General features: G+C 56.2%; 21 protein-coding genes, 1 tRNA gene and 1 pseudogene. 13 read left to right on the top strand and 10 right to left on the bottom strand.

Features of this window, described 5'->3' with window-relative positions:
* Positions 1 to 7 precede the first annotated feature (7 nt).
* From truB to aroA, 9 genes are all read right to left on the bottom strand, one after another.
* The gene (gene truB, locus RAL88_RS13760) at positions 8 to 934 is read right to left on the bottom strand and encodes a tRNA pseudouridine(55) synthase TruB (RefSeq protein WP_306264251.1); all 927 of its coding nucleotides are present in this window, start codon (positions 932 to 934) and stop codon (positions 8 to 10) included.
* Positions 935 to 939: 5 nt separating this feature from the next.
* Complete coding sequence (rbfA, locus tag RAL88_RS13755) at positions 940 to 1,398, bottom strand: 30S ribosome-binding factor RbfA (RefSeq protein ID WP_306264249.1); 459 nt, start codon at positions 1,396 to 1,398, stop codon at positions 940 to 942.
* A gap of 60 nt (positions 1,399 to 1,458) precedes the next feature.
* Positions 1,459 to 4,092, bottom strand: coding sequence for a translation initiation factor IF-2 (gene infB, locus RAL88_RS13750; protein ID WP_306264248.1), 2,634 nt, complete (start codon positions 4,090 to 4,092; stop codon positions 1,459 to 1,461).
* Positions 4,093 to 4,228: 136 nt separating this feature from the next.
* The gene (locus tag RAL88_RS13745) at positions 4,229 to 5,008 is read right to left on the bottom strand and encodes an RNA-binding protein (protein WP_306264246.1); all 780 of its coding nucleotides are present in this window, start codon (positions 5,006 to 5,008) and stop codon (positions 4,229 to 4,231) included.
* Between the two features lie 28 nt (positions 5,009 to 5,036).
* Positions 5,037 to 6,680, bottom strand: coding sequence for a transcription termination factor NusA (gene nusA, locus RAL88_RS13740; protein ID WP_306264244.1), 1,644 nt, complete (start codon positions 6,678 to 6,680; stop codon positions 5,037 to 5,039).
* 52 nt (positions 6,681 to 6,732) lie between these two features.
* Complete coding sequence (gene rimP / locus RAL88_RS13735) at positions 6,733 to 7,404, bottom strand: ribosome maturation factor RimP (RefSeq protein WP_306264242.1); 672 nt, start codon at positions 7,402 to 7,404, stop codon at positions 6,733 to 6,735.
* Positions 7,405 to 7,816: 412 nt separating this feature from the next.
* A complete protein-coding gene (rpsA, locus tag RAL88_RS13730) occupies positions 7,817 to 9,517 on the bottom strand; it encodes a 30S ribosomal protein S1 (protein WP_306264241.1) in 1,701 nt (566 codons plus the stop codon).
* 192 nt (positions 9,518 to 9,709) lie between these two features.
* Positions 9,710 to 10,330 carry a (d)CMP kinase gene (cmk, locus tag RAL88_RS13725; protein WP_306264239.1) on the bottom strand — a complete coding sequence of 207 codons (621 nt, stop codon included), beginning with the start codon at positions 10,328 to 10,330 and terminating at the stop codon, positions 9,710 to 9,712.
* A gap of 31 nt (positions 10,331 to 10,361) precedes the next feature.
* Complete coding sequence (gene aroA, locus RAL88_RS13720; RefSeq protein ID WP_306264237.1) at positions 10,362 to 11,720, bottom strand: 3-phosphoshikimate 1-carboxyvinyltransferase; 1,359 nt, start codon at positions 11,718 to 11,720, stop codon at positions 10,362 to 10,364.
* A 297-nt stretch (positions 11,721 to 12,017) separates the two neighbouring features.
* Between aroA and RAL88_RS13715 the strand changes: the two genes are divergently transcribed.
* From RAL88_RS13715 to RAL88_RS13695, 5 genes are all read left to right on the top strand, one after another.
* Positions 12,018 to 12,479: a TIGR02300 family protein gene (locus tag RAL88_RS13715; RefSeq protein ID WP_306264235.1), complete on the top strand. Its 462-nt coding sequence runs from the start codon at positions 12,018 to 12,020 to the stop codon at positions 12,477 to 12,479.
* A gap of 180 nt (positions 12,480 to 12,659) precedes the next feature.
* A tRNA-Ala gene (locus RAL88_RS13710) sits at positions 12,660 to 12,735 on the top strand.
* A 255-nt stretch (positions 12,736 to 12,990) separates the two neighbouring features.
* Complete coding sequence (locus tag RAL88_RS13705; RefSeq protein ID WP_306264233.1) at positions 12,991 to 13,314, top strand: type II toxin-antitoxin system RelE/ParE family toxin; 324 nt, start codon at positions 12,991 to 12,993, stop codon at positions 13,312 to 13,314.
* Positions 13,311 to 13,613 carry a helix-turn-helix domain-containing protein gene (locus RAL88_RS13700; RefSeq protein ID WP_306264231.1) on the top strand — a complete coding sequence of 101 codons (303 nt, stop codon included), beginning with the start codon at positions 13,311 to 13,313 and terminating at the stop codon, positions 13,611 to 13,613. The genes RAL88_RS13705 and RAL88_RS13700 overlap by 4 nt, the downstream gene beginning before the upstream one ends.
* Positions 13,614 to 13,630: 17 nt before the next feature.
* Complete coding sequence (locus RAL88_RS13695) at positions 13,631 to 14,428, top strand: hypothetical protein (RefSeq protein WP_306264229.1); 798 nt, start codon at positions 13,631 to 13,633, stop codon at positions 14,426 to 14,428.
* Between the two features lie 217 nt (positions 14,429 to 14,645).
* On the opposite strand, the gene RAL88_RS13690 is transcribed toward RAL88_RS13695, so the two are convergent.
* Positions 14,646 to 14,867: a hypothetical protein gene (locus RAL88_RS13690; RefSeq protein WP_306264227.1), complete on the bottom strand. Its 222-nt coding sequence runs from the start codon at positions 14,865 to 14,867 to the stop codon at positions 14,646 to 14,648.
* A gap of 342 nt (positions 14,868 to 15,209) precedes the next feature.
* Between RAL88_RS13690 and RAL88_RS13685 the strand changes: the two are divergent.
* The 8 genes and pseudogenes from RAL88_RS13685 to trpA form a co-directional block, all read left to right on the top strand.
* A pseudogene (locus tag RAL88_RS13685) lies at positions 15,210 to 15,635 on the top strand (Hsp20 family protein); the annotation flags it as partial.
* Positions 15,636 to 15,727: 92 nt separating this feature from the next.
* The gene (locus RAL88_RS13680) at positions 15,728 to 15,988 is read left to right on the top strand and encodes a DUF1150 domain-containing protein (protein ID WP_306264225.1); all 261 of its coding nucleotides are present in this window, start codon (positions 15,728 to 15,730) and stop codon (positions 15,986 to 15,988) included.
* A gap of 54 nt (positions 15,989 to 16,042) precedes the next feature.
* Positions 16,043 to 17,020: a signal peptide peptidase SppA gene (sppA, locus tag RAL88_RS13675; RefSeq protein ID WP_306264223.1), complete on the top strand. Its 978-nt coding sequence runs from the start codon at positions 16,043 to 16,045 to the stop codon at positions 17,018 to 17,020.
* A 99-nt stretch (positions 17,021 to 17,119) separates the two neighbouring features.
* Complete coding sequence (locus RAL88_RS13670) at positions 17,120 to 17,401, top strand: integration host factor subunit beta (protein WP_306264222.1); 282 nt, start codon at positions 17,120 to 17,122, stop codon at positions 17,399 to 17,401.
* 110 nt (positions 17,402 to 17,511) lie between these two features.
* The gene (locus RAL88_RS13665) at positions 17,512 to 17,883 is read left to right on the top strand and encodes a lipopolysaccharide assembly protein LapA domain-containing protein (protein ID WP_306264220.1); all 372 of its coding nucleotides are present in this window, start codon (positions 17,512 to 17,514) and stop codon (positions 17,881 to 17,883) included.
* 111 nt (positions 17,884 to 17,994) lie between these two features.
* Complete coding sequence (locus tag RAL88_RS13660) at positions 17,995 to 18,732, top strand: phosphoribosylanthranilate isomerase (protein WP_306264218.1); 738 nt, start codon at positions 17,995 to 17,997, stop codon at positions 18,730 to 18,732.
* Positions 18,716 to 19,942 (top strand): tryptophan synthase subunit beta, encoded by a 1,227-nt coding sequence (gene trpB, locus RAL88_RS13655; protein ID WP_306264216.1) that lies wholly within the window; start codon positions 18,716 to 18,718, stop codon positions 19,940 to 19,942. The genes RAL88_RS13660 and trpB overlap by 17 nt, the downstream gene beginning before the upstream one ends.
* Positions 19,939 to 20,778 carry a tryptophan synthase subunit alpha gene (gene trpA, locus RAL88_RS13650; RefSeq protein ID WP_306264214.1) on the top strand — a complete coding sequence of 280 codons (840 nt, stop codon included), beginning with the start codon at positions 19,939 to 19,941 and terminating at the stop codon, positions 20,776 to 20,778. The genes trpB and trpA overlap by 4 nt, the downstream gene beginning before the upstream one ends.
* Positions 20,779 to 20,795: the final 17 nt, after the last annotated feature.

The following is a 20,795-nucleotide window of genomic DNA, read 5'->3' as shown; positions in this document are numbered from 1 at the left end:
GCCGGTGCTAACCGGCATTTTTAAACACGCGCTTTGGAATGAACTGACCCTGGGCCACCGAGCCGATGGCCACCAAAGTGTTTCTGGTGGTGACATAGGCTTCGGCAAGGGCAATGGGGGCATCCCGTCCGCGCAACAAAATGGCCTGACCGTTAAACAGCCGGGCCGCTTCCGCCTCCGTGACGGCCAACGCCGGGATGTCGTCCAGCGCGGTCTCAACAGGATGCAGAACTGAAGCCATATCCGCTTCAGCGGGGTCTCTATGGCGCATTTCCTGCAAAACTTCCAGCGAAATCATCTGAGATTGCTGAAATGGCCCGACCTGAGTGCGCCGCAGCGCACTGACATGGCCTTCAGTTCCCAGGGCACGGGCCATATCGCGCGCCAGAGCCCGGATATAAGTACCTTTTCCGCACCGGGTTTCAAACGTCGCATGATCAGCGTCGGGGCAGCCGGTCAGCGACAACTCATCAACCTCGATATCGCGTGGCGCAAGCTTTACAGGTTTCCCGGCCCTGGCCAGATCATAGGCGCGCTCACCGTCTATTTTCAAAGCACTGAAGGCGGGCGGCAATTGCGAAATCACACCGGTGAAGCGCGGCAGAATTGCATTGATCGCGGCTGCATCGGGCCGCAGATCCGAAGTGGCGACAATATCGCCTTCACAATCATCGGTGCTGGTGGCCTCTCCCCATCGCACAGTGAAAGCATAGGTTTTGCGGCCATCCTGGACGAAAGGAACCGTTCGGGTGGCATGACCAAGTGCAATCGGCAGCATGCCGGAGGCCAGCGGATCCAGGGTTCCGGCATGGCCGGCCTTCCTGGCGTCAAACAGCCAGCGGACTTTTGACACGGCCTGGGTGGAGCCAAGCCCGACCGGCTTGTCCAGCAACACCCAACCGTGGATGTCCTGCCCCTTTTTACGGCGCGCCACAGTATTCAGCTTTCAGCTTGATCGTCATCTGCCACAGGATCATCATCCCCCAAGGCATCGTCAGGGGCTGCCAGATCAGCCAGAACTTTCGGCTGGCGCAGCAAATTTTCTATCCGGCTGGCTTCGTCATAGCGATTGTCGGCAAAGAATTTGATATCCGGCATATATTTCAGCGTCATATCCCTGGCCACGCGGCGGCGGATAAATTTACTGTGCTCGTTGAGCAATCTCGCCAGTTCCTCGCCGTCACCACCTCCCAGCGGCGCGACATAGACACTTGCCAGTTTCAGATCGGTTGACATGCGGGCTTCCGGCACCGTGATCATGATACGTTCCAGATCCGGATCGCGGACCTCACCACGGCGCAGGCACTCATCCACTGCGCGGCGGATGACTTCGCCAACCCGCAACATGCGCTGTGTCGGTTCTTTGCTGATACTCTTATGCCCGGAACGGCCCATCATCTTGTCCAGATAAAGACGCCATGCCCGATCGTGTCAGGCATGGCGCGGATTACACATCACTCAGAGGCTGCGGATAATCGATTCGACCCGGTAGCACTCAATGACATCGCCTTTGCGCATGTCCTGATAATTTTCAAATGCCATGCCGCATTCCTGGCCCGCATTGACTTCCTTCACTTCATCCTTGAAGCGTTTCAGTGTGGACAATTTGCCTTCATGAATCACCACATCATCGCGGATCAGGCGCACATGCTGGCCACGCTCCACCTTGCCTTCGGTGACGAGACAGCCGGCAACCTTGCCTATCTTGGATACGTTGAACGTATCCAGAATTTCAGCATTGCCCAGCATATGCTCGCGCAGTTCCGGCGACAGCATCCCGGACATCGCCGCTTTCACATCATCGATCAGATCATAGATGACATTGTAATAGCGGATCTCGATGCCGTTTGCTTCCGCCGCTTCCCGTGCCTGTTTGTTGGCACGCACATTGAAGCCGACCACAGGGGCATTGGAAGCCGCCGCCAGCGTGATGTCGGTTTCCGTGATGCCACCGGCACCGGAATGAATGACGCGGGTTGCAACCTCGTCGGTGTTGAGTTTATCCAGCGCGCCGACAATGGCCTCCAGCGAGCCCTGTACATCAGCCTTGATGAGCAAGGGCGTTTCCTGGGCATTGTCGGTCTGAAGCTGGTTCATCATGGCTTCCAGAGAGCCGCGTGCGCCGCGCGCCATGACGGCTTCCTGCTTCACGCGCTGACGGTATTCCGTGATTTCACGCGCCTGGCCTTCATTTTCGACCACTGCAAACTGGTCACCGGCTTCCGGTGTGCCTTGCAGGCCAAGCACTTCGACCGGCATCGAGGGCGGTGCCGACTTGACCTGCTCGCCACGATCATTGATCAGCGCCCGGACCTTGCCCCATTCCGAGCCAAGCACGAGAATGTCGCCGACTTTCAGGGTTCCGTTCTGAACCAGAACTGTAGCGACAGGACCGCGGCCCTTGTCCAGCTGAGCTTCGACAACAGTACCGCGGGCACTGCGTTCCGGATTGGCTTTCAACTCCAGCAATTCCGACTGCAGCAGGATGGCTTCCAGAACCTTGTCCAGATTGGTGCCTTTCAGGGCGGAGACTTCCACATCAAGAATATCGCCTCCCATGCCTTCCACCTGAACTTCATATTGCAGAAGTTCGGTGCGCACGCGGTCTGGATCGGCACCCTCCTTGTCGATCTTGTTGATCGCAATAATCATCGGCGCATTGGCAGCTTTGGCATGGGCAATCGCCTCAGCGGTCTGCGGCATCACGCCATCGTCGGCGGCCACAACCAGAATGACGATATCGGTTGATTTGGCACCACGGGCGCGCATGGCCGTAAAGGCGGCATGGCCCGGCGTATCAATGAACGTTATTTTTTGTCCGGCCTGCTCGACCTGATAGGCACCAATATGCTGGGTGATGCCACCGGCTTCGCCCGATACGATATTGGTTTTGCGGAATGCGTCCAGCAATGAGGTCTTGCCGTGGTCGACGTGACCCATAATGGTGACGACCGGCGGGCGCGAAACACCTGTTCCGTCATCTTCTGTAACAGTGATCTCGTCGAACAGGCCGCCTTCGACATCGGATTCCGAAACACGGCGGACCCTGTGGCCCATTTCCTCGGTGATCAGCTCAGCGGTATCCGCATCGATCACATCATTGATCTTCAGCATCTGGCCCTGCAGCATCAACAGCTTGATGACGTCGACAGCGCGCTCGGCCATGCGGTTGGCGAGTTCCTGAATGGTAATGGTTTCGGGAATAACCACTTCACGGGAAATCTTCTCGCGCGGCGACATTTGCGCGGCACGCTGTTTTTCACGTTCGCGGCGGCGCCGGATCGATGCCAGTGACCGGGCACGGTCTCCGCCATTGTCTTCCAGCGCATTGGACAGTGTCAGTTTACCCTTGCGGCGATCATCGCTCTTGCGGGCGGATTTGGCATCATCCTGCTCCTGCTCGCGGCCCGGGCGTTTGACGGCACGCAGAATCTTGGTGTTCTTTGAATCAGCTTCACGGGTCTTGCCGGGGCGGGCGGTTTCACCGGCTTCTTCGGCGGCGGCCAGATTAACGGCTTCCTCGCGAATGCGGGCACGCTCTGCCTCTTCATCTGCGACGCGCGTAGCTTCGGCTTTGGCTTCAGCTTCGGCCTTGGCTTCCCGGCGGGCCCGATCAGCTTCTTCGCGCTGGCTGCGCTCCTGCTCTTCTTCCTGACGGCGGACGCGGTCTTCCTCTTCGCGTGCCTGGGCTCCGGCAAGGGCCGTTGCGCGGGCATCGCGCTCACCGCTGGTGAGGGTCCGCAGAACGGTCCTGTTACCGCGCGGAGCCGGGCTGGAACGCGGTGCGGATGACGGGCGTGACGCCCGGCTGGCGGGTCCGGTCACAGGGGCTGCGGGCGCAGGGCTCTTGGCCGCCGGAGCGGCGGCGGGAGAGCGCGGCGCTTCGGCCGGCGTGCGTGCCGCATCAGCAGCCGGCGCGGCAGGTGTGCTGCCCGGCATATTGATCTTGCGTTTGCGCTTTTCTACCACCACAGCCTTTGACCGGCCGTGTGAGAAGCTCTGGCGTACAGTGCCCTGCTGCTCTACTCCGCGTTTCAGCGAAAGAGTCGGACGTGCGCTCTGCTTGTCGTCTGTGTTATCCGTATCGCTCATTCTTATCCTGGTCCTGCTGCCGCGTTTAAACTGCTGCGCGGCGCGTCTGTCAAATCATCTTAGCAACAAACAGCACTTTGCGTGCCGAATTGATGCCTGTTTACAGCGCACTTTCTGTGTGCGCCGCTTTATTTCTTCAGTCAGTCTGTGTGTCTGCCCGCTCTGGGTCTTCCTGATCTGTGTTTGCCCGCGCTCCGGCGTATCGCTGAAGCCGCCCGGCAGCATTTAAAAATCCGCCATCGCCCTGGTCCGATTTCTTTTCCGACCTTGTCAGCGCGGCATGTATTACATTTGTACGGCCAAATGCCAAATCCAATTCTGCGGTATCGAAGCTGCGGAACAGCGGTAGAGCATATGAAACGCCCCAGCGCCGTTTTACAGCCTGTATCAACTTGCGCAGACTGTCTTGCGCGCCATCCCTTGCGCAAATCAGCGCTACCAGCTTGTCTCCACCGACCGCTGCTTCCACCTTGGCAAATCCGGTGACGATCCGGCCTGATTTTTGGGCCAGGGCCAGTGCGCCAAGCGCACGGTCAGCCAACAGTTTTTCAACCCGGTCTGCCAGTCCCGGCTCGACAGTGATGCTGCGGCCTGCCTTTTTTTCAAGCAAGCGGCCAAACAGCTTTCTCTGCTCCGCCAGTGTGACACTCGCACGATCCGCCGTTATCCATACGCCACGTCCCGGCAATACCGCCTTCAGATCCGGAACCATACGACCGTCCGGATCGGCGACAAAGCGAATCAGCGCCGATTTCGGCAACACCGTGCGGGTGAGCGCACATTGCCGGCTCGGCTCGCGGCGGGCGCGCGGGCTGCCATCATCGGCCTCGACGCATTCCGCCTTTGTCGTTTCTTTCAGGCCTTGAAACATTGGGCCCTGAAGCTTCAACTCCTCATCCTTTGGCGAGTTTGACACAGCTGCAATCCTGCCCCGACCGGTCGCTCTACTGAGACGCCTCTTGCGCCTCTTGTGCCACTGGCTCCGCTGCTTCTGCGGCTTCTTCTGCATCCGGATCGGCTTCGTCAGCTGGCGCGATGTCCTCCTGGGTGATGAGACCGGACTGCAGACGTGCCGCCATGATCATGGCTTCAGCTTCCGCGCGTGACATTTCCGAAGGTGCAAAAATCCCCTCGAAGCGCTGGGTTTCCCCATCCTTGCGCTCGGTCCAGCCGATCAGATCATCCGCGGCACAATAGCCCAGATCCTCAACAGATTTTACGTCGTTCTTGCCGAACGCAACCATCATGCCAGTGGTCACACCAGGGACGTCCCGCAGTTCATCGGCAACACCGAGTTTGATGCGTTCCGCATCCTGCTCGGTTTCCAGCTTTTCGAGATATTCGCGGGCACGGGTCTGAATTTCCGTCGCCGTATCGTCGTCGAACCCTTCAATGAAAGCGATTTCGTCAAGTTCCACATAAGCCACTTCCTCCACAGAGGTAAAGCCTTCGGTGGACAGCAACTGGCCAACCATTTCATCGACATCAAGTGCCGTGGTGAACAGCTCGGTGCGTTCGGCGAATTCTTTCTGGCGGCGTTGGGATTCTTCTTCCTCGGTGAGAATATCGATATCCCAGCCTGTCAGCTGTGACGCGAGACGGACATTCTGGCCGCGACGGCCAATGGCCAGGGACAATTGCTCATCCGGCACCACCACTTCGATTTTGGATTGATCTTCATCCAGCACGACCTTGGACACTTCGGCAGGCTGCAAGGCGTTGACGATGAATGTCGCGGCATCCGCAGACCAGGGGATGATATCGATCTTTTCACCCTGCAATTCGCCAACCACAGCCTGAACGCGGCTGCCGCGCATACCAACACAGGCACCAACTGGATCAATCGAACTGTCGTTGGAAATCACGGCAATCTTGGCACGCGAGCCAGGATCACGCGCGACCGAGCGCAACTCGATGATGCCATCATAGATTTCCGGCACTTCCATTTCAAACAGTTTGGCCATGAAAGCGGGATGGCTGCGGGACAGGAAAATCTGCGGTCCGCGCTGCTCGCGGCGCACATCATGAATGTAGGCCCGCACGCGGTCGCCATAGCGGAAGGTTTCGCGCGGGATCAGCTCATCGCGGCGGATGATCGCTTCGCCACGGCCCAGATCGACAATCACATTGCCATATTCAACGCGCTTCACAGTTCCGTTGACCACGGTTCCGATGCGGTCCTGATATTCTTCAAACTGGCGGTCGCGTTCGGCTTCACGGACTTTCTGGACAATGACTTGCTTGGCAGATTGGGCCGCGATGCGGCCGAAATCCATTGGCGGCAATGGTTCGGAAATCGCATCGCCGATCTTTGCTTCCGGATTGCGAGCCTTGGCGTCAACCAGAGAGATTTCCGACATCGAGTTGTCGACTTCTTCAACCACATGCAGCAGCCGATGCAGACGAATTTCGCCGGTCTTGTCGTTGATATCGGCACGCACATCGGTTTCCGATCCGTAACGCGCCTTGGCTGCCTTCTGGATGGCATCTTCCATCGCCGCAATCACAATGGTGCGGTCGATCACCTTTTCGCGGGCAACAGCCTCGGCAATCTGCAACAACTCAAGTCGGTTGGCACTTACAGCCATGTCATTATCTCCCTAAACGGAACCGCGCGGATCATCCCGGCGGGCCTGTTGGTCAGTCTTGGTCGGTTTCAATTTCGCTCTCCGCGTCGATTTCAGGCAAGGTGCCATCGTCAACAGCGGAATCAAAATCAGGGTGTTCCGCCTTCAGCATAGTGCGGGCGGCGTCTATCAGTTCATCGGTCATGATCAGGTTTGCATCGGCGACATCCGCCAGTGGCAACCAGATATCGGCTCCGGTTTCCACAAGCGATTTTTCAGTGGATTTGGCGTTGGTCTTTCTGCCGCGTTTTTCCATGGGTCGCAGACCGAATTCGGTGCCGCTATCAGCGTCACGCAGACCAAGCAACTGGCCGCGAAACCGGCGTTGTCCATTGATCGTCACCGCCATTTCCACCTTTGCCAGATGGCCCGCCCAGAGTTCAAAATCCGACCGGCGCACCAGCGGCCGGTCGACCCCGGCGGTGGAGACTTCCAGATGATAGGCTCCGGAAATCGGATCATGCACATCGAGTTCCGGCGACAGCGCCTTGGAAATTGCTTCACAATCGGCAATCGTCATCAGTCCGGAAGGGCGCTCGGCCATGATCTGCACGGTCAAACCATTCTGTCCGGAAACACGCGCACGCACCAGCCGATAGCCAAGGTCCTGAATCACAGGCTCGGCAATGGACGCTATGCGGGCGTCAAGTCCGGTTTCCGTTACAATGCGCGGATCATCCGCCATGGTTGTGCAAGTCCTTGCGCGCCAGATCTTCCAGATCGGCCAGATCATACAGACGGGCTGGGCCTGGCCGAAGCCGGATGGCATTTGGCAACAAAAAAGAGCGGGTCCGGCGGGGCCCACTCTCAAACGTGTGTTTAAGATTTGAGATGTATATAAATCGGCGCTGAAGCTTTTGCAAGCGATAGATCGCTGGTCGGTTAAATTGAAGCACAGCACCAAAACCATCCGACCGGATTTGACAGTGGCCGCAGCTTTCAATGACTCAGCAAAAACCGGGACTCAGCAAAAACCGGCACGCGGACTCAACAAAAACCGGCAAGCGGACTCAACAAAAAACCGGCACAGGAGACCCGCGCCGGCTTTAAAGCTTGTGTCAATCTGCGGTCAGACCACAGACCGGCTGCATCAGGGCTTATTCGTCGTCCTGATTTTTCAGAGCCGCACCCAGAATATCGCCAAGCGATGCGCCGGAAGCTGTCGAGCCGTATTGGGCCACAGCTTCTTTTTCTTCGAAAATTTCCAGTGCCTTGATCGACAGAGAGACCTTGCGGGCCTTCTTGTCAAAATTGGTGACACGGGCGTCGAACTTTTCGCCGACGGCGAACCGGTCGGGACGTTGCTCAGAGCGTTCGCGTGACAGATCGGAGCGACGGATGAAGGCTGACAGATCCGTATCTGCAAGCTTCACTTCCAGTCCGTTTTCCTGAACTTCGGTCACTTCGCAGGTGACAACCGCATTCTTGCGCAATTCACCGGAGGCCGCAGCATCGGCAAACGGATCGCCATCAAGCTGTTTGATACCGAGCGAAATGCGTTCTTTATCAGTGTCCACATCCAGCACGATGGCCTTGACCACATCGCCTTTCTTGAACTCTTCGATCATCTCTTCACCGGACCGTTTCCAGTCCAGATCGGACAGGTGAACCATGCCGTCAACATCGCCATCAAGGCCAACGAACAAGCCGAATTCGGTTTTGTTCTTGACTTCGCCTTCAACGATTGTGCCAACAGGGAACTTGTCAGCAAATGAAGTCCAGGGATTGTCCATGGCCTGCTTCAGGCCAAGCGAGATGCGGCGTTTGGCCGGATCAACTTCCAGAACAAGCACTTCCACTTCCTGTGAAGTGGAAACGATTTTACCGGGATGGATGTTTTTCTTGGTCCATGACATTTCAGACACGTGGATCAGGCCTTCAATACCCGGCTCCAGCTCAACAAACGCGCCGTAGTCGGTGATATTGGTGACCCGGCCGGTGAATTTGGCCTGAAGCGGATATTTGGCATCGATGCCTTCCCACGGATCGCTTTCCAGCTGTTTCATACCCAGCGAGATACGCTGTGTCTCGTGGTTCACGCGGATGATCTGAACATTGACGGTCTGGCCGATTGTCAGAACTTCACTTGGATGATTGATACGGCGCCATGCCATGTCTGTGACATGAAGCAGGCCATCAATGCCGCCAAGGTCGACGAAGGCGCCATAATCGGTGATGTTCTTGACAACACCTTCCATGACCTGACCTTCCTGCAGATTCTGGACGATCTCGGAGCGCTGTTCGGCACGGGTTTCTTCCAGGATGGCGCGGCGTGAGACAACAATATTGCCACGGCGCTTGTCCATTTTCAGAATCTGGAATGGCTGTGGATTGTTCATCAGCGGCCCTACGTCGCGAACCGGACGGATGTCGACCTGGCTGCGCGGAAGAAAGGCAACTGCACCTTCAAGATCGACCGTAAAGCCACCCTTGACGGAATTGAAAATCTGACCGGAAACCTTCTCGCCTTTTTCAAAGGAAACTTCGAGGCGCACCCAGCTTTCCTCACGACGTGCTTTTTCGCGGGACAGAACTGCCTCACCGAGCGCGTTTTCGATGCGCTCCAGATAGACTTCAACTTCATCGCCGAGTGACAGGCCGCCGGTTTTATCCTGATGGCCGAACTCCCGGACGGGGACGCGGCCTTCAACTTTCAGGCCCACATCAATCACGGCCAGGTCTTTTTCAAAGGCGATCACGGTGCCTTTGATGACACTGCCTTCCTGCTGGGATTCAGAGCCAAATGTTTCGTCAAGAAGCGCAGCGAAATCTTCGCGGCTTGGTGTTTCGATATTCATGAATTCTCCTAGAAAGCGATGGACGGGTCTCTGCGGACCTTCCGCCAATCGCAACGCGCCGGGTTGGTGTTGATAAAAGCCGGTTCCGGGCCTGTTGGCGCTTTGAGGCGGTCCAACAAAACTTGGCGCATAGTCCGAATACGGCGTCTGAAATATCGCTTTTTCCCGCCAAATGACGAAAAAAAGTCGGTTTTATGGCCCGATTGCCTGCAAAACCAGGGTTTTCGCTGCCTGAAACGCGGTTTCTATATCCATTTTGGTGGTATCAATCAAGTGCGCATCTGCTGCTTTCTCCAGCGGCGAGATCGTGCGCGAACTGTCGCGCTCGTCACGCTGGCGGATGTCGCGCAGAATTTCCGCATATGAGGACAGGTTGCCTTTCGATCGAACTTCCTCGAAACGCCTTTGCGCCCGCGCCTGCGCACTGGCCGTGACAAACAGCTTTACCGGCGCATCCGGGCACACCACGGTACCGATATCCCGTCCGTCCATGACCGCCCCGTTGCTGGCGAATTTGCGCTGCAGCGCAACCAGTTCGGCACGCAGGCCCGGCATCACCGCAACCCGTGAGGCAGCCGCCCCGGTTTGGTGATCAGATAGAATTTCGCGGTCGAGCGCGGCAAGATTCAGCTTCCGCGCCGCGCTGATGGCAGCTGCCTCATTGGTCAAAGCCACATTGTCGGCCTGCATCTGCGCCGCCACTGCCCGGTAGGTCAGCCCGGTATCGAGATAGGGCAAATCAAACTCTGCGGCCAGCCTGCGGGCCAGCGTCCCCTTGCCCGAGGCTGCGGGCCCGTCAATTGCGATGATCATGGGCTGCTCCCGCTCAGGCATGGCAATCCGCTCAGGCGACCCTGGCATCAGCATCAAACGGTGTGATATCCGCGCCAAGCTCTGCCATGAATGTCTGGAAAGTCGGAAAGCTTGTGGCAATGTGGCCGGCATCGTCAACCGCAACGCCCTGTTTCGAGCCAAGCCCCATCACCAGAAAAGCCATGGCGATGCGATGGTCAAGATGGGTCGGGACAATTCCGCCGCCGGTCACAGCGCCACCGGTTCCGGTCACTGTCAGCGTTTCCTTACCTTCAACGCAAGCAACGCCATTGACCTTCAGGCCAAATGCCGTGGCCGCCAGCCGGTCGCATTCCTTGACCCGCAATTCAGCGAGGCCTTCCATATGGGTCTCGCCGGAGGCAAAGGCAGCAGCGACCGCGAGCACCGGATATTCATCAATCATCGAGGCGGCGCGCCCGGCCGGAACGACAACACCTTTCAGGACACTGGCCCGCACCTGCAGATCGGCAATGGCCTCGCCACCGGATTGCCGTTCATTGTGAATGACAATATCAGCGCCCATTTCAAGCAGAGTGGTGATGAGCCCGGTGCGGCTGACATTCATCAGCACGCCTTCAATAGTGATATCAGAGCCAGGCACAATCAGGGCTGCGACCATCGGAAATCCAGCGGAGCTGGGATCACCGGGCACCAATAATGATTGCGGTTTGAACTCGGGCTGGCCTTGCAGAACTATGGTGCGTGTTCCATCGGCTGCCGTATCGACGGTCAGATCAGCGCCGAAACCGGCCAGCATCTTTTCGGTGTGATCGCGCGTGAACACGCGTTCAACAACGGTCGTTTCGCCCGGCGCATTGAGGCCGGCCAGCAGAACTGCGGATTTCACCTGCGCCGATGGCATTGGAACCTCATAACGCATCGGTGCGGGCCGGGTGGGGCCGCGAACCGCGAGCGGCAGCCGGTCATTGACGCTTTCCAGCACTTCCAGTCCCATCAGCCGCAAGGGATCAAGCACCCGCCCCATGGGCCGCGAACGCAACGAGGCATCTCCGGTAAAGCGGGTGACAAAATCGCCATGCGCCGCCAGACCCAGCGCCAGCCTGACACCTGTTCCCGCATTGCCGTAGTCAATCTCGTCCTGCGGCTCCAGAAAGCCGCCAATTCCAACACCATGAATATGCCAGATGCCGTGAGCATCCGTGTCGATGGTTGCGCCAAATGCGCGCATCGCATCGGCGGTTGCGAGGACGTCCTGGGATTCCAGAAGCCCTTCAACGCGGCTTTCCCCAATGGTCATGGCGGAGAACATCAAGGAGCGGTGGGAAATGGATTTGTCTCCCGGCACGCGCAGCGTACCCGCCAGATCACGCGCGGGATGCGCCATCAGGCCCGCTTTTTGTGCTGTCATATCCAACTTTCCTCCTGAAACACCGGGACCAGAACTTGCTGCGCAGCCGTTAGCATGTTGCGATGCCGGTTTGAAGGGCCAAACCATGCGGTCGTTTGGTTTCTTCTGCAATCCAGTGATGTTTTGCTTTGACAGTCCGGGTCCGGCTCGCTATCTGCAGATCGAATTTCAGGCGTTCCCGGAGCGAGCGATACCAAACAGACAGGGCCCGGATGGACAGTATTCATGCTGATCCGGCCCGGATCGATCGACCGCAGGCGGTGCGCGTCGTGCGACAGAACAGACAAAGGCGAGACTATGGCAAAACAAGAACTTGGAACCAAGCGGACCTGCGGCAATTGCGGTTCCCGGTTTTACGATCTGAATCGTGACCCGATTATCTGCCCCAAATGTGAAACAGTCTTTGTGCTGGCACCGGTTGCCAGAGCGAAGCCTGAAAAGGCTGCGCCGGTCAAGGCAAAGCCCAAAGCGAAAGTAGAAGAAGAAGACGACGAGTCGGAAAGTGCAGAACTGGTGCCGCTGGAAGATGCCGATGATGAAGGCGGTTCCACCGGTGCAGTGAAAGTTGCCAGCCTCGACGATGATGACGACGACGATGATGACGATAGCGACGATGATGAAGAAAACGTCGATATCGATCTGGACATCGACGTCGACGATGATGATTCAGAAGATGATGACACTTTCCTGGAAGATGACGACGATGATGATGATGCCATCATCGTCGTTCCTTCGAGCGGAAAGAACGACGACAATTAAGACGGCAGCTGTAAGACGGCTGCAGGCCTGCCGGATGATATGGTCCGGCGGCCCGCTGCGTAAAGTCGGGCAGAAAGGGTCTTTTGATCCGGTTTAAGCGAAATTACCGCTTGATCTTTTGCCAATGCCTTCCTAAAACCGCGCGGCAATTTGGCGGTTATTGACGACACAAATTGCAATGGGGCCATAGCTCAGTTGGTAGAGCGCTTGCATGGCATGCAAGAGGTCGCCGGTTCGACTCCGGCTGGCTCCACCATTATTCTATTACTTATCTCTCAGGTCGGCCATCTCAGACGCCGAAATTGCCTCAAAGCCCTTGAAAGATAACATTATTTTCAGCTCCCTACATACCAAATTCCTGCCATCTCAGAAACGGGGTTAAAACCCGTTTCAGAGATCAATCATTCAAACGCATTTATCCGGTAGCGTGGGGATGATGTGGGAGACCCGCATTCCATCCGTGGCTGCACTTAAACCTTGTAAATTATTGCAAAAATGATATATTTTAGATATGAATTGGACGGTAGAAACACTGGATGAACGCGTAGATACCGAATTAGAAGACCTGCCGACCGATATGCGAGCAAAATTTATCTGGATTGGTGAACTGATTGAGGCCAAAGGGCTTGAAAACGTCAGAGAGCCTTATGTGAAACATCTCGACGGTCCGATTTGGGAAATGCGGATGAAGGGGCGCGATGGCATTGCCCGCGCCGCCTATGTCGCCGTGAAAGGTAAGCGTGTTGTGGTTGTTCGGGTGTTTCGCAAGACCACCCAGAAAACTCCGCGCCGGGAAATTGAAATCGCTCTGCAAAGGGCAAAGGAGGTCCGATGACCAGTATGAAAGACCTGAAAAAACAATGGGCGAAAAACCCTGCGTTTAAGGCTGATTATGATGCCATGGAAGAAGAATTCGCATTGGCGGGAGCCTTGATTGATGCCCGGTCCAAAGCGCACATGACCCAAGAACAGGTCGCCATAGCTATGGGAACAACGCAGGCTGTAGTCGCGCGGTTGGAAGGTGGAGGGTCAATCCCGTCCACGCGGACATTGAAACGATTTGCTGAAGCAACGGGAACAAGGCTTAGAATCAGCTTTGAACAGCCAACGGAGCAGCCGTCACGACCATCCTGAGATAAAAGGTAAACAGTTTGGTTTTCAATCAAGCGGCAAAAGAGAAACTCGGTTTCTACGTTTATGTTCTCATTGATCCGCGCGTTGACGCAAAGGACCCTTCTTCAGTTTTCTACGTTGGGAAAGGAAAAGACGACCGCTGCTTTAATCATGCCAACATGCAGACAAACGCTCAAGGAAATCCAAATGAAAAATACAATCTCATTCAGGGCATAAAGGACGAGAAGAATTGCGCGCCGGACATCCAAATCATCGCCCACGGCCTCACTGAGGACGAAGCCCTTCGAATAGAATCAATATTGATTGCAATGCCCTGGCAGTTAACGAATATTCGAGCTGGCCATCTCGCAGATGATTATTGGGTGTCAGCAAAAGATTTAAATGCGCGCTATACCAACCCTATAAAATCATCAGAAATAGATGGCTGCTTCCTTATTGTGAGCTTGAATGGGAATGGTGCCCGAAACCTTCCACCCTACCCTGAATTTGCGGATGATGAGGAAACACTACGACAACGCACTTTGGGAGACTGGCCAGTCAGCAAAAAGCGTGCGGAATCGGTGGAGTATATCGTCGGTGTTTTTCGCGGTTTGATAAGAGTGGTGTTTTCAATCGCAAAAGATGAACAGGCCAAGGCGGATTGTGAGTTAATCCCCCGGTCGGAAAAAGGGAAAATGAACCGTTATCGTTGGATCGGAGAGTTAGATAAGAACTATACGAAACAATATCACCACGGAATGATTGTCGACGAAAATGGACAGGAATTGACTAAAATGCAATTTGGCCGGTCCTGCCATTTCATACCACACTCATAAGCCCGCAGTGAGTTTGCGCGCGCGACCACGCTGCCTCTCCATTGACTGCATCTGTTCTGCTTGCTCCACAGCGCGAATGACCTGAGCGACATCGCGCGCGAGAATGCGGCGGAGTGTTTCAATAGCGAGTTGCAGGGCGCGCCGATCCTGCAATTGCGCGTTGACCAATTCATCTCGCTGGTGTTGGCCGCATTGAAGACCGCACCACCACCCTTTCTCATTCCGCTTTTTCACTTCGCAGCAGCCCAGAGAGACTTTGCCACAATCCGCGCAGTCCTGTGTTCAGTCGCGCTGATCGCTCGGCGGATTCAGCCTGCCACCGCATCTTTTGAATCCCTCGCAGCTTGCCGAGTTCCGCGCGTTGCGCTTTCTTCATCTCTTTACGTTGTTTGGGTAGCGGCGCGACTTCAGTCTCATGCTTCCAATCCACGTCATCCATGAAATCATAAAGCTTGTCTGTGACGGTGCCACGAACACGCGCATGAGTGCGTACCACACATTGAGAGCTGTTGCGGATCGCCGAGAATGCCTTGACCTCCTTGTCTTGATCCCAGACCTCTCTCTGGCTTCAATCAAAACCGCAATACACAGCCGGCGACGTGTCTTGAGCGCGGACATGGCTGCCACCTATCGCGGTAAACCCTGCACTTTCCGCCGCACAGACCGGCCGTGTCATGGTTTCTCTTGAAGCATTAGCCGCCGTGTACCATATTCTGAATAATAGTGATTGCCGGACGGGGTCACTGGAGGGTCGCTTTTTGGGCCGAAGAAAGGATTAGTCATGACGCGCGTTTCTGCGTTTTCCAGCCCCTTCATGCTGGGCTTTGATGAAATTGAACGGGTTTTGGACCGTGTCGCCAAGACCTCCGATGGATACCCACCTTATAATATCGAGCGGATTCGCGCCGATAACGAGACAAAAGGTGACGTGTTGCGCATATCCCTGGCGGTTGCCGGATTTTCCCGTCAGGAACTTGATGTCGCTGTCGAAGAGCGCCAATTGGTGATCCGCGGACGGCAACAGGATGATGACAACCGCGAATATCTGCATCGCGGCATCGCTGCACGACAGTTCCAGAGAGCTTTCCTGCTGGCAGACGGTATGGAAATTCTCGGCGCCGACCTGAAAGACGGTCTGCTCAACATTGACCTGGTCAGGCCGCAGCCTGAGCGCATCGTGCGCAAGATAGATATCAAAATCCACGATGAAACAGATATCGCGAGCGCACAGACCACTGTGGACCATGTGAACACGGTGCAAAAGCTGAAAACAGCACAGCACAAGAAGGAAACCGCGTCATGATAAACAAGACAGAGCCAAAAAAGATAATGAGCGCGCATGATTTTGCACGGCTTGGTGAAGGTAAGGTGGCCTATATCAGGAGCATGACCTCCGACCAGTTCCATGCCGCGTTTCCCGATGTGGAAGCACTTCCCGCCGGCCTGAACCTGTGGGCCTTGCTGAACGCCGATGGTGCACCGATTGTCATTGGCGACAGCCGTGAAGCACTGATCGCCAATGCCTGGGAACATGAATTGCAACCGGTCAGTGTTCACTGATACAACAGCCAGGCGATTTGTCGTACCGACAATAAAGACATCACAGGTGTACTGATGGCCGAGCCAAGCAACCCGGAATACCTTCTCGACCGCCGACGCCTGCGCCGCAAACTGACCTTCTGGCGGGTCGCCGGTCTGGGGTTGCTGGCTGTGGTGCTGATATGGGGCGTTGCGCGGCTGACCGGGCTTGATCCCTTCTCGGAAACACGCGGCCAACACATCGCCGAAATCAGCGTTGACGGACTGATTGTCGGCTCGGACGCCAGACTGGATCTGATCGAGGAGTTGGGCAATCAGGACAATGTGCGTGCCGTCATTGTCAAGATAAACTCCCCCGGCGGCACTACATCCGGGGGCGAGGCGCTGTATGAATCGCTGCGCGCGCTGTCAGAGAAAAAACCGGTTGTTGCAACCATTGACGGGATTGGGACCTCTGCCGCCTATATGGCTGCGCTCGCTACAGATCGGATCTTTGCCCGCCGCGCCAGCATTACCGGCTCGATCGGTGTCATCTATCAGAGCCCGAATGTCACCGCTTTGCTGGAAAAGCTCGGCATCCGCATGGAGGAGATCAAGAGTGATCCGCTGAAAGCCTCCCCCAATCCATTTTCGCCAACGACGCCAGAAGCGCGCGCCGTGATTCAGGATCTGATTGACGATTCCTATGAGTGGTTTCTGGATCTGGTGAAAGAGCGCCGCAATTTTGACGATGCGACTGCCAGAACACTTGCCGACGGCAGGGTCTTTTCCGGCGACCGGGCACTGTCGGTGAAGCTGATTGACGAAATTGGCAGCCAGAAGGATGCTCGAAACTGGCTTGTCATTGAGTATGATCTGGATTCACGGATCAAGGTCATTGACAGAGAAATTACCGATGATGAATCTGTGTTGAACCTGACAATGCGTGCCTTATTTGTCACCTTTGCAAAAACAATCGGCCTCAGGGGGGTCGAATCCGCCATATTGGACGCTGTTTCCGTACCCACACAGCTTGACGGCCTGATTTCTGTTTGGCACCCTATTCTCGATTAGGGAGTAATTCCAATAAGATAGATTCAAATTGAATCTTACCCCCGACAGGGGTCGCAGACATACGCGCTGCGGCCAAATTGCAGTTTGAAGGGCGACAAGGTGATTAAGTCGGAATTGGTGCAAAAGATAGCGGATCGCAATCCCCATCTTTTTCAAAGAGACGTGGAAATGATCGTGAATGCCATCCTGGATGAGATCACTTCCGCGTTGTCCAGAGGCGACCGGGTGGAGTTGCGCGGCTTCGGAGCCTTTTCGGTGAAAACGCGAAATCCGCGAGCTGGCCGGAATCCGCGCACAGGCGAGTCGGTCCAGGTTGAATCCAAAGTTGTTCCGTTTTTCAAAACCGGCAAAGAAATGCGGGAACGGTTGAACAGCGGGTAAAGACTGTCATATAACAGCTTCTCGCAACCCGAATTCTGGCCCTATTTCTGGTCCCTAATTTTGGCTCCGAATTCTGGTCCTGAACACTGGTATAGACAGGTGTGCAACCGATGATGCGGTTTATCAAATATCTTATTCTGATACCGCTCGGTATCATTGTCGTGGTGCTGTCGATTGCCAACAGGCGCGCGGTGACTGTCTCTCTCAATCCGTTTCCCGATGCCGCTGCCGGGACCGATCTTGCAGTGCTGAGCTATTCAGTGCCGCTGTATCTGCTGTTGTTCGGCTTTCTTCTGCTCGGCGTCTTGCTGGGTGGTTTTGGATCCTGGTTTGCCCAGGGAAAATGGCGGCGCAAGGCGCGCGCCAATGAACACCAGGCCAGCCTTCAGCAAAAACGCGCTGAGGAGGCCGAGAAAAAAGCACGGGAAATGGCGCCGGAACAAGAGACCAATCATCCGCTGCTGCCAGTCGCAAAAACATAACGCAAGCTGGCTGCCGGCCGATTTGAATTGAACCCGCTGAACTGACCTGTGATGGACCGGCCCGCAGCACAAGGCTGCCGGTACGGCTATTTCTCACACTGGTTGATGGATATGACGACAGAACCTGCCTTTGACATCAAGATTTGCGGCCTTTCAACACAGGCCGACATTGCCGCCGCAATGGCGGGCGGCGCATCGATGGTCGGCCTTGTGTTCTTTGCGAAAAGCCCGCGCAATGTAAGTCTTGCCCAGGCCGAGAAACTGGCCGCGTCTGCACGCCAGAACAGCCACAGACAGGTTCAGATCGTAGCGCTGACGGTCAACCCGGACGATGTTGAGCTGGCCGCCATAGTCGCGCGGGTCCAGCCTGATATTGTGCAGTTGCACGGCACCGAACCTGCCAGCAGGGTTGCGGAGATCAAGCTGACACATGGCGTTGAGGTCATGAAAGCGTTCGGCGTTCGTGAGGTGGCGGATTTCGACGGACTGAAACCCTATGCAAGCGTGGCGGACAGGCTGCTGATTGATGCAAAGCCACCACAGAACAGCGTGTTGCCAGGTGGCAACGGACTGACCTTCGACTGGAGTATTCTGGATGCGCTGACGGCACGGATTTGTGGTGGCCTGCCGGTCATGCTGTCTGGCGGTCTGAACCCCGACAATGTTGCCAGTGCTGTGGAGCTGTCGCAGCGTCATCCTGTTATTTCCGGCATTGATGTGTCATCTGGCGTTGAAACTTCGCCGGGGATCAAAGATAAAGGGCTGATCGAGACCTTTCTGCAACGCGCCAAGGCCGCGGCACCATCAACAAGCTCCCGAAAAGAGTATCTGCATGACCCAGCATCCTAATCCCAATTCCCTGCGCAACGGTCCTGATGACCAGGGCATGTTCGGCATTTTCGGCGGTCAATTCGTCGCTGAAACGCTGATGCCGCTGATATTGGAGCTGCAGGAAAAATGGGCGGAAGCAAAAGTAGATCCGGAGTTTCTTGCCGAATTGCAGCACCTCAACACGCATTATACCGGGCGTCCCTCGCCGCTGTATTTTGCCGAACGGCTGACTGAGCATCTCGGCGGTGCGAAAATTTATTTCAAGCGCGATGAACTGAACCATACCGGTTCTCACAAGATCAACAATTGCCTTGGTCAGATTCTACTGGCAAAGCGCATGGGGAAAACCCGGATTATTGCGGAAACCGGCGCCGGGCAGCATGGTGTCGCCACGGCCACGGTGGCGGCGCGTTTTGGCTATCCCTGTGAAGTCTATATGGGCGCAACCGATGTTGAACGTCAGGCACCCAATGTGTTCCGCATGAAACTCCTGGGTGCCAAAGTTCATCCCGTCAGCTCAGGCCACGGCACGCTGAAAGATGCCATGAATGAAGCCCTGCGTGACTGGGTGACCAATGTGGACGATACTTATTATCTGATCGGCACGGCTGCGGGTCCGCATCCCTACCCTGAAATGGTACGGGACTTTCAATCCGTCATCGGCACAGAAACCAGGGAGCAGATGCTGGCGGCGGAAGGCCGCCTGCCGGATATGCTGGTGGCAGCAGTTGGGGGCGGCTCCAACGCAATTGGCCTGTTTCACCCGTTCCTCGATGACGCGGACGTTCAGATGGTCGGTGTTGAAGCCGGCGGCAAAGGTCTGGATGGCGATGAACACTGCGCTTCGCTGACGGCCGGACGCCCAGGCGTGCTGCATGGCAACCGGACCTATCTGCTGCAAAATGAAGACGGTCAGATCAAGGATGGACATTCGATTTCGGCTGGACTGGATTATCCAGGAATCGGGCCGGAACATTCCTGGCTGAAAGAAAGCGGGCGGGTTGAGTATGTTCCGATCATGGACAATGAGGCCCTCGACGCATTTCAACTGCTGACCCGACTGGAAGGTATCATTCCGGCGCTGGAACCAAGCCACGCTCTTGCCGAGGTTATGAAACGCGCCCCGGACATGGACAAGGACAAGATCATTGTGATGAATCTGTGCGGACGCGGTGACAAGGACGTCAACACCGTCAGCAACCTCATCGGGGTGGAGCTGTCATCATGACCACACGCATTGACCGCAGATTTCAGGCTCTGAAAGCGGAAGGCCGTCCGGCACTGGTGACCTATTTCATGGGCGGTGATCCGGATTATGAAACCTCGCTGCGCATCATGAAGACATTGCCGAAGGCGGGAAGCGACGTGATCGAACTTGGCATGCCGTTTTCCGACCCGATGGCCGATGGCCCGACCATCCAGCTGGCCGGTCAGCGCGCCCTGAAGAGCGGTCAGACACTGGCCCGCACCCTGCAGATGGCGCGCGCGTTCCGCGAAGACGACGACACCACGCCGATTGTGATGATGGGCTATTACAATCCGATTTACATCTACGGTGTGGAGCGCTTCCTCAAAGATGCCAAAAAGGCCGGAATCGATGGTCTGATTGTGGTCGACCTTCCCCCGGAAATGGATGAGGAACTGTGTCTTCCGGCGATGCAGGCCGGATTGAATTTCATCCGTCTTGCGACGCCCACGACAAATGACAAACGTCTGCCGAAAGTACTGAGCAACACTTCCGGCTTTGTCTATTATGTCTCGATGACCGGCATCACCGGTTCGGCTATCGCCAGCACCGGCCCGGTTGCTGATGCGGTTGCGCGGATCAAGGCCCACACCGATCTGCCGGTCTGTGTCGGCTTTGGTGTCAAGACGGCAGAACAGGCACGGGTGTTCGGCCAGGCTGCAGATGGCGTAGTGGTTGGCAGTGCAATCGTCGATGCTGTGGCCAAATCACTGGCCGGCGGGGATGGGCCGCAGGGTGATCCGGCAGAAGCCGTCGCGGCTCTGGTGCGTGAACTCGCCGCAGGCGTTCGCAAGTCCCGCCTTGCAGAACTCACTTAAACTAACCACATTGGACA

Source organism: Pararhizobium sp. IMCC3301 (assembly GCF_030758315.1).
GTDB lineage: Bacteria > Pseudomonadota > Alphaproteobacteria > Rhizobiales.
Note: the sequence above shows the minus strand (reverse complement) of the source record. Positions and strands in the feature narration are given on the sequence as shown.

Bases quoted from the DNA above. Each gene is read 5' to 3' on its own strand.
- rbfA (WP_306264249.1), bottom strand. From the start codon at position 1,398: ATGATGGGCCGTTCCGGGCATAAGAGTATCAGCAAAGAACCGACACAG.
- infB (WP_306264248.1), bottom strand. From the start codon at position 4,092: ATGAGCGATACGGATAACACAGACGACAAGCAGAGCGCACGTCCGACT.
- nusA (WP_306264244.1), bottom strand. From the start codon at position 6,680: ATGGCTGTAAGTGCCAACCGACTTGAGTTGTTGCAGATTGCCGAGGCT.
- rimP (WP_306264242.1), bottom strand. From the start codon at position 7,404: ATGGCGGATGATCCGCGCATTGTAACGGAAACCGGACTTGACGCCCGC.
- rpsA (WP_306264241.1), bottom strand. From the start codon at position 9,517: ATGAATATCGAAACACCAAGCCGCGAAGATTTCGCTGCGCTTCTTGAC.
- cmk (WP_306264239.1), bottom strand. From the start codon at position 10,330: ATGATCATCGCAATTGACGGGCCCGCAGCCTCGGGCAAGGGGACGCTG.
- aroA (WP_306264237.1), bottom strand. From the start codon at position 11,720: ATGACAGCACAAAAAGCGGGCCTGATGGCGCATCCCGCGCGTGATCTG.
- RAL88_RS13715 (WP_306264235.1), top strand. From the start codon at position 12,018: ATGGCAAAACAAGAACTTGGAACCAAGCGGACCTGCGGCAATTGCGGT.
- RAL88_RS13705 (WP_306264233.1), top strand. From the start codon at position 12,991: ATGAATTGGACGGTAGAAACACTGGATGAACGCGTAGATACCGAATTA.
- RAL88_RS13700 (WP_306264231.1), top strand. From the start codon at position 13,311: ATGACCAGTATGAAAGACCTGAAAAAACAATGGGCGAAAAACCCTGCG.
- RAL88_RS13690 (WP_306264227.1), bottom strand. From the start codon at position 14,867: ATGGATGACGTGGATTGGAAGCATGAGACTGAAGTCGCGCCGCTACCC.
- RAL88_RS13680 (WP_306264225.1), top strand. From the start codon at position 15,728: ATGATAAACAAGACAGAGCCAAAAAAGATAATGAGCGCGCATGATTTT.
- sppA (WP_306264223.1), top strand. From the start codon at position 16,043: ATGGCCGAGCCAAGCAACCCGGAATACCTTCTCGACCGCCGACGCCTG.
- RAL88_RS13665 (WP_306264220.1), top strand. From the start codon at position 17,512: ATGATGCGGTTTATCAAATATCTTATTCTGATACCGCTCGGTATCATT.
- RAL88_RS13660 (WP_306264218.1), top strand. From the start codon at position 17,995: ATGACGACAGAACCTGCCTTTGACATCAAGATTTGCGGCCTTTCAACA.
- trpB (WP_306264216.1), top strand. From the start codon at position 18,716: ATGACCCAGCATCCTAATCCCAATTCCCTGCGCAACGGTCCTGATGAC.
- trpA (WP_306264214.1), top strand. From the start codon at position 19,939: ATGACCACACGCATTGACCGCAGATTTCAGGCTCTGAAAGCGGAAGGC.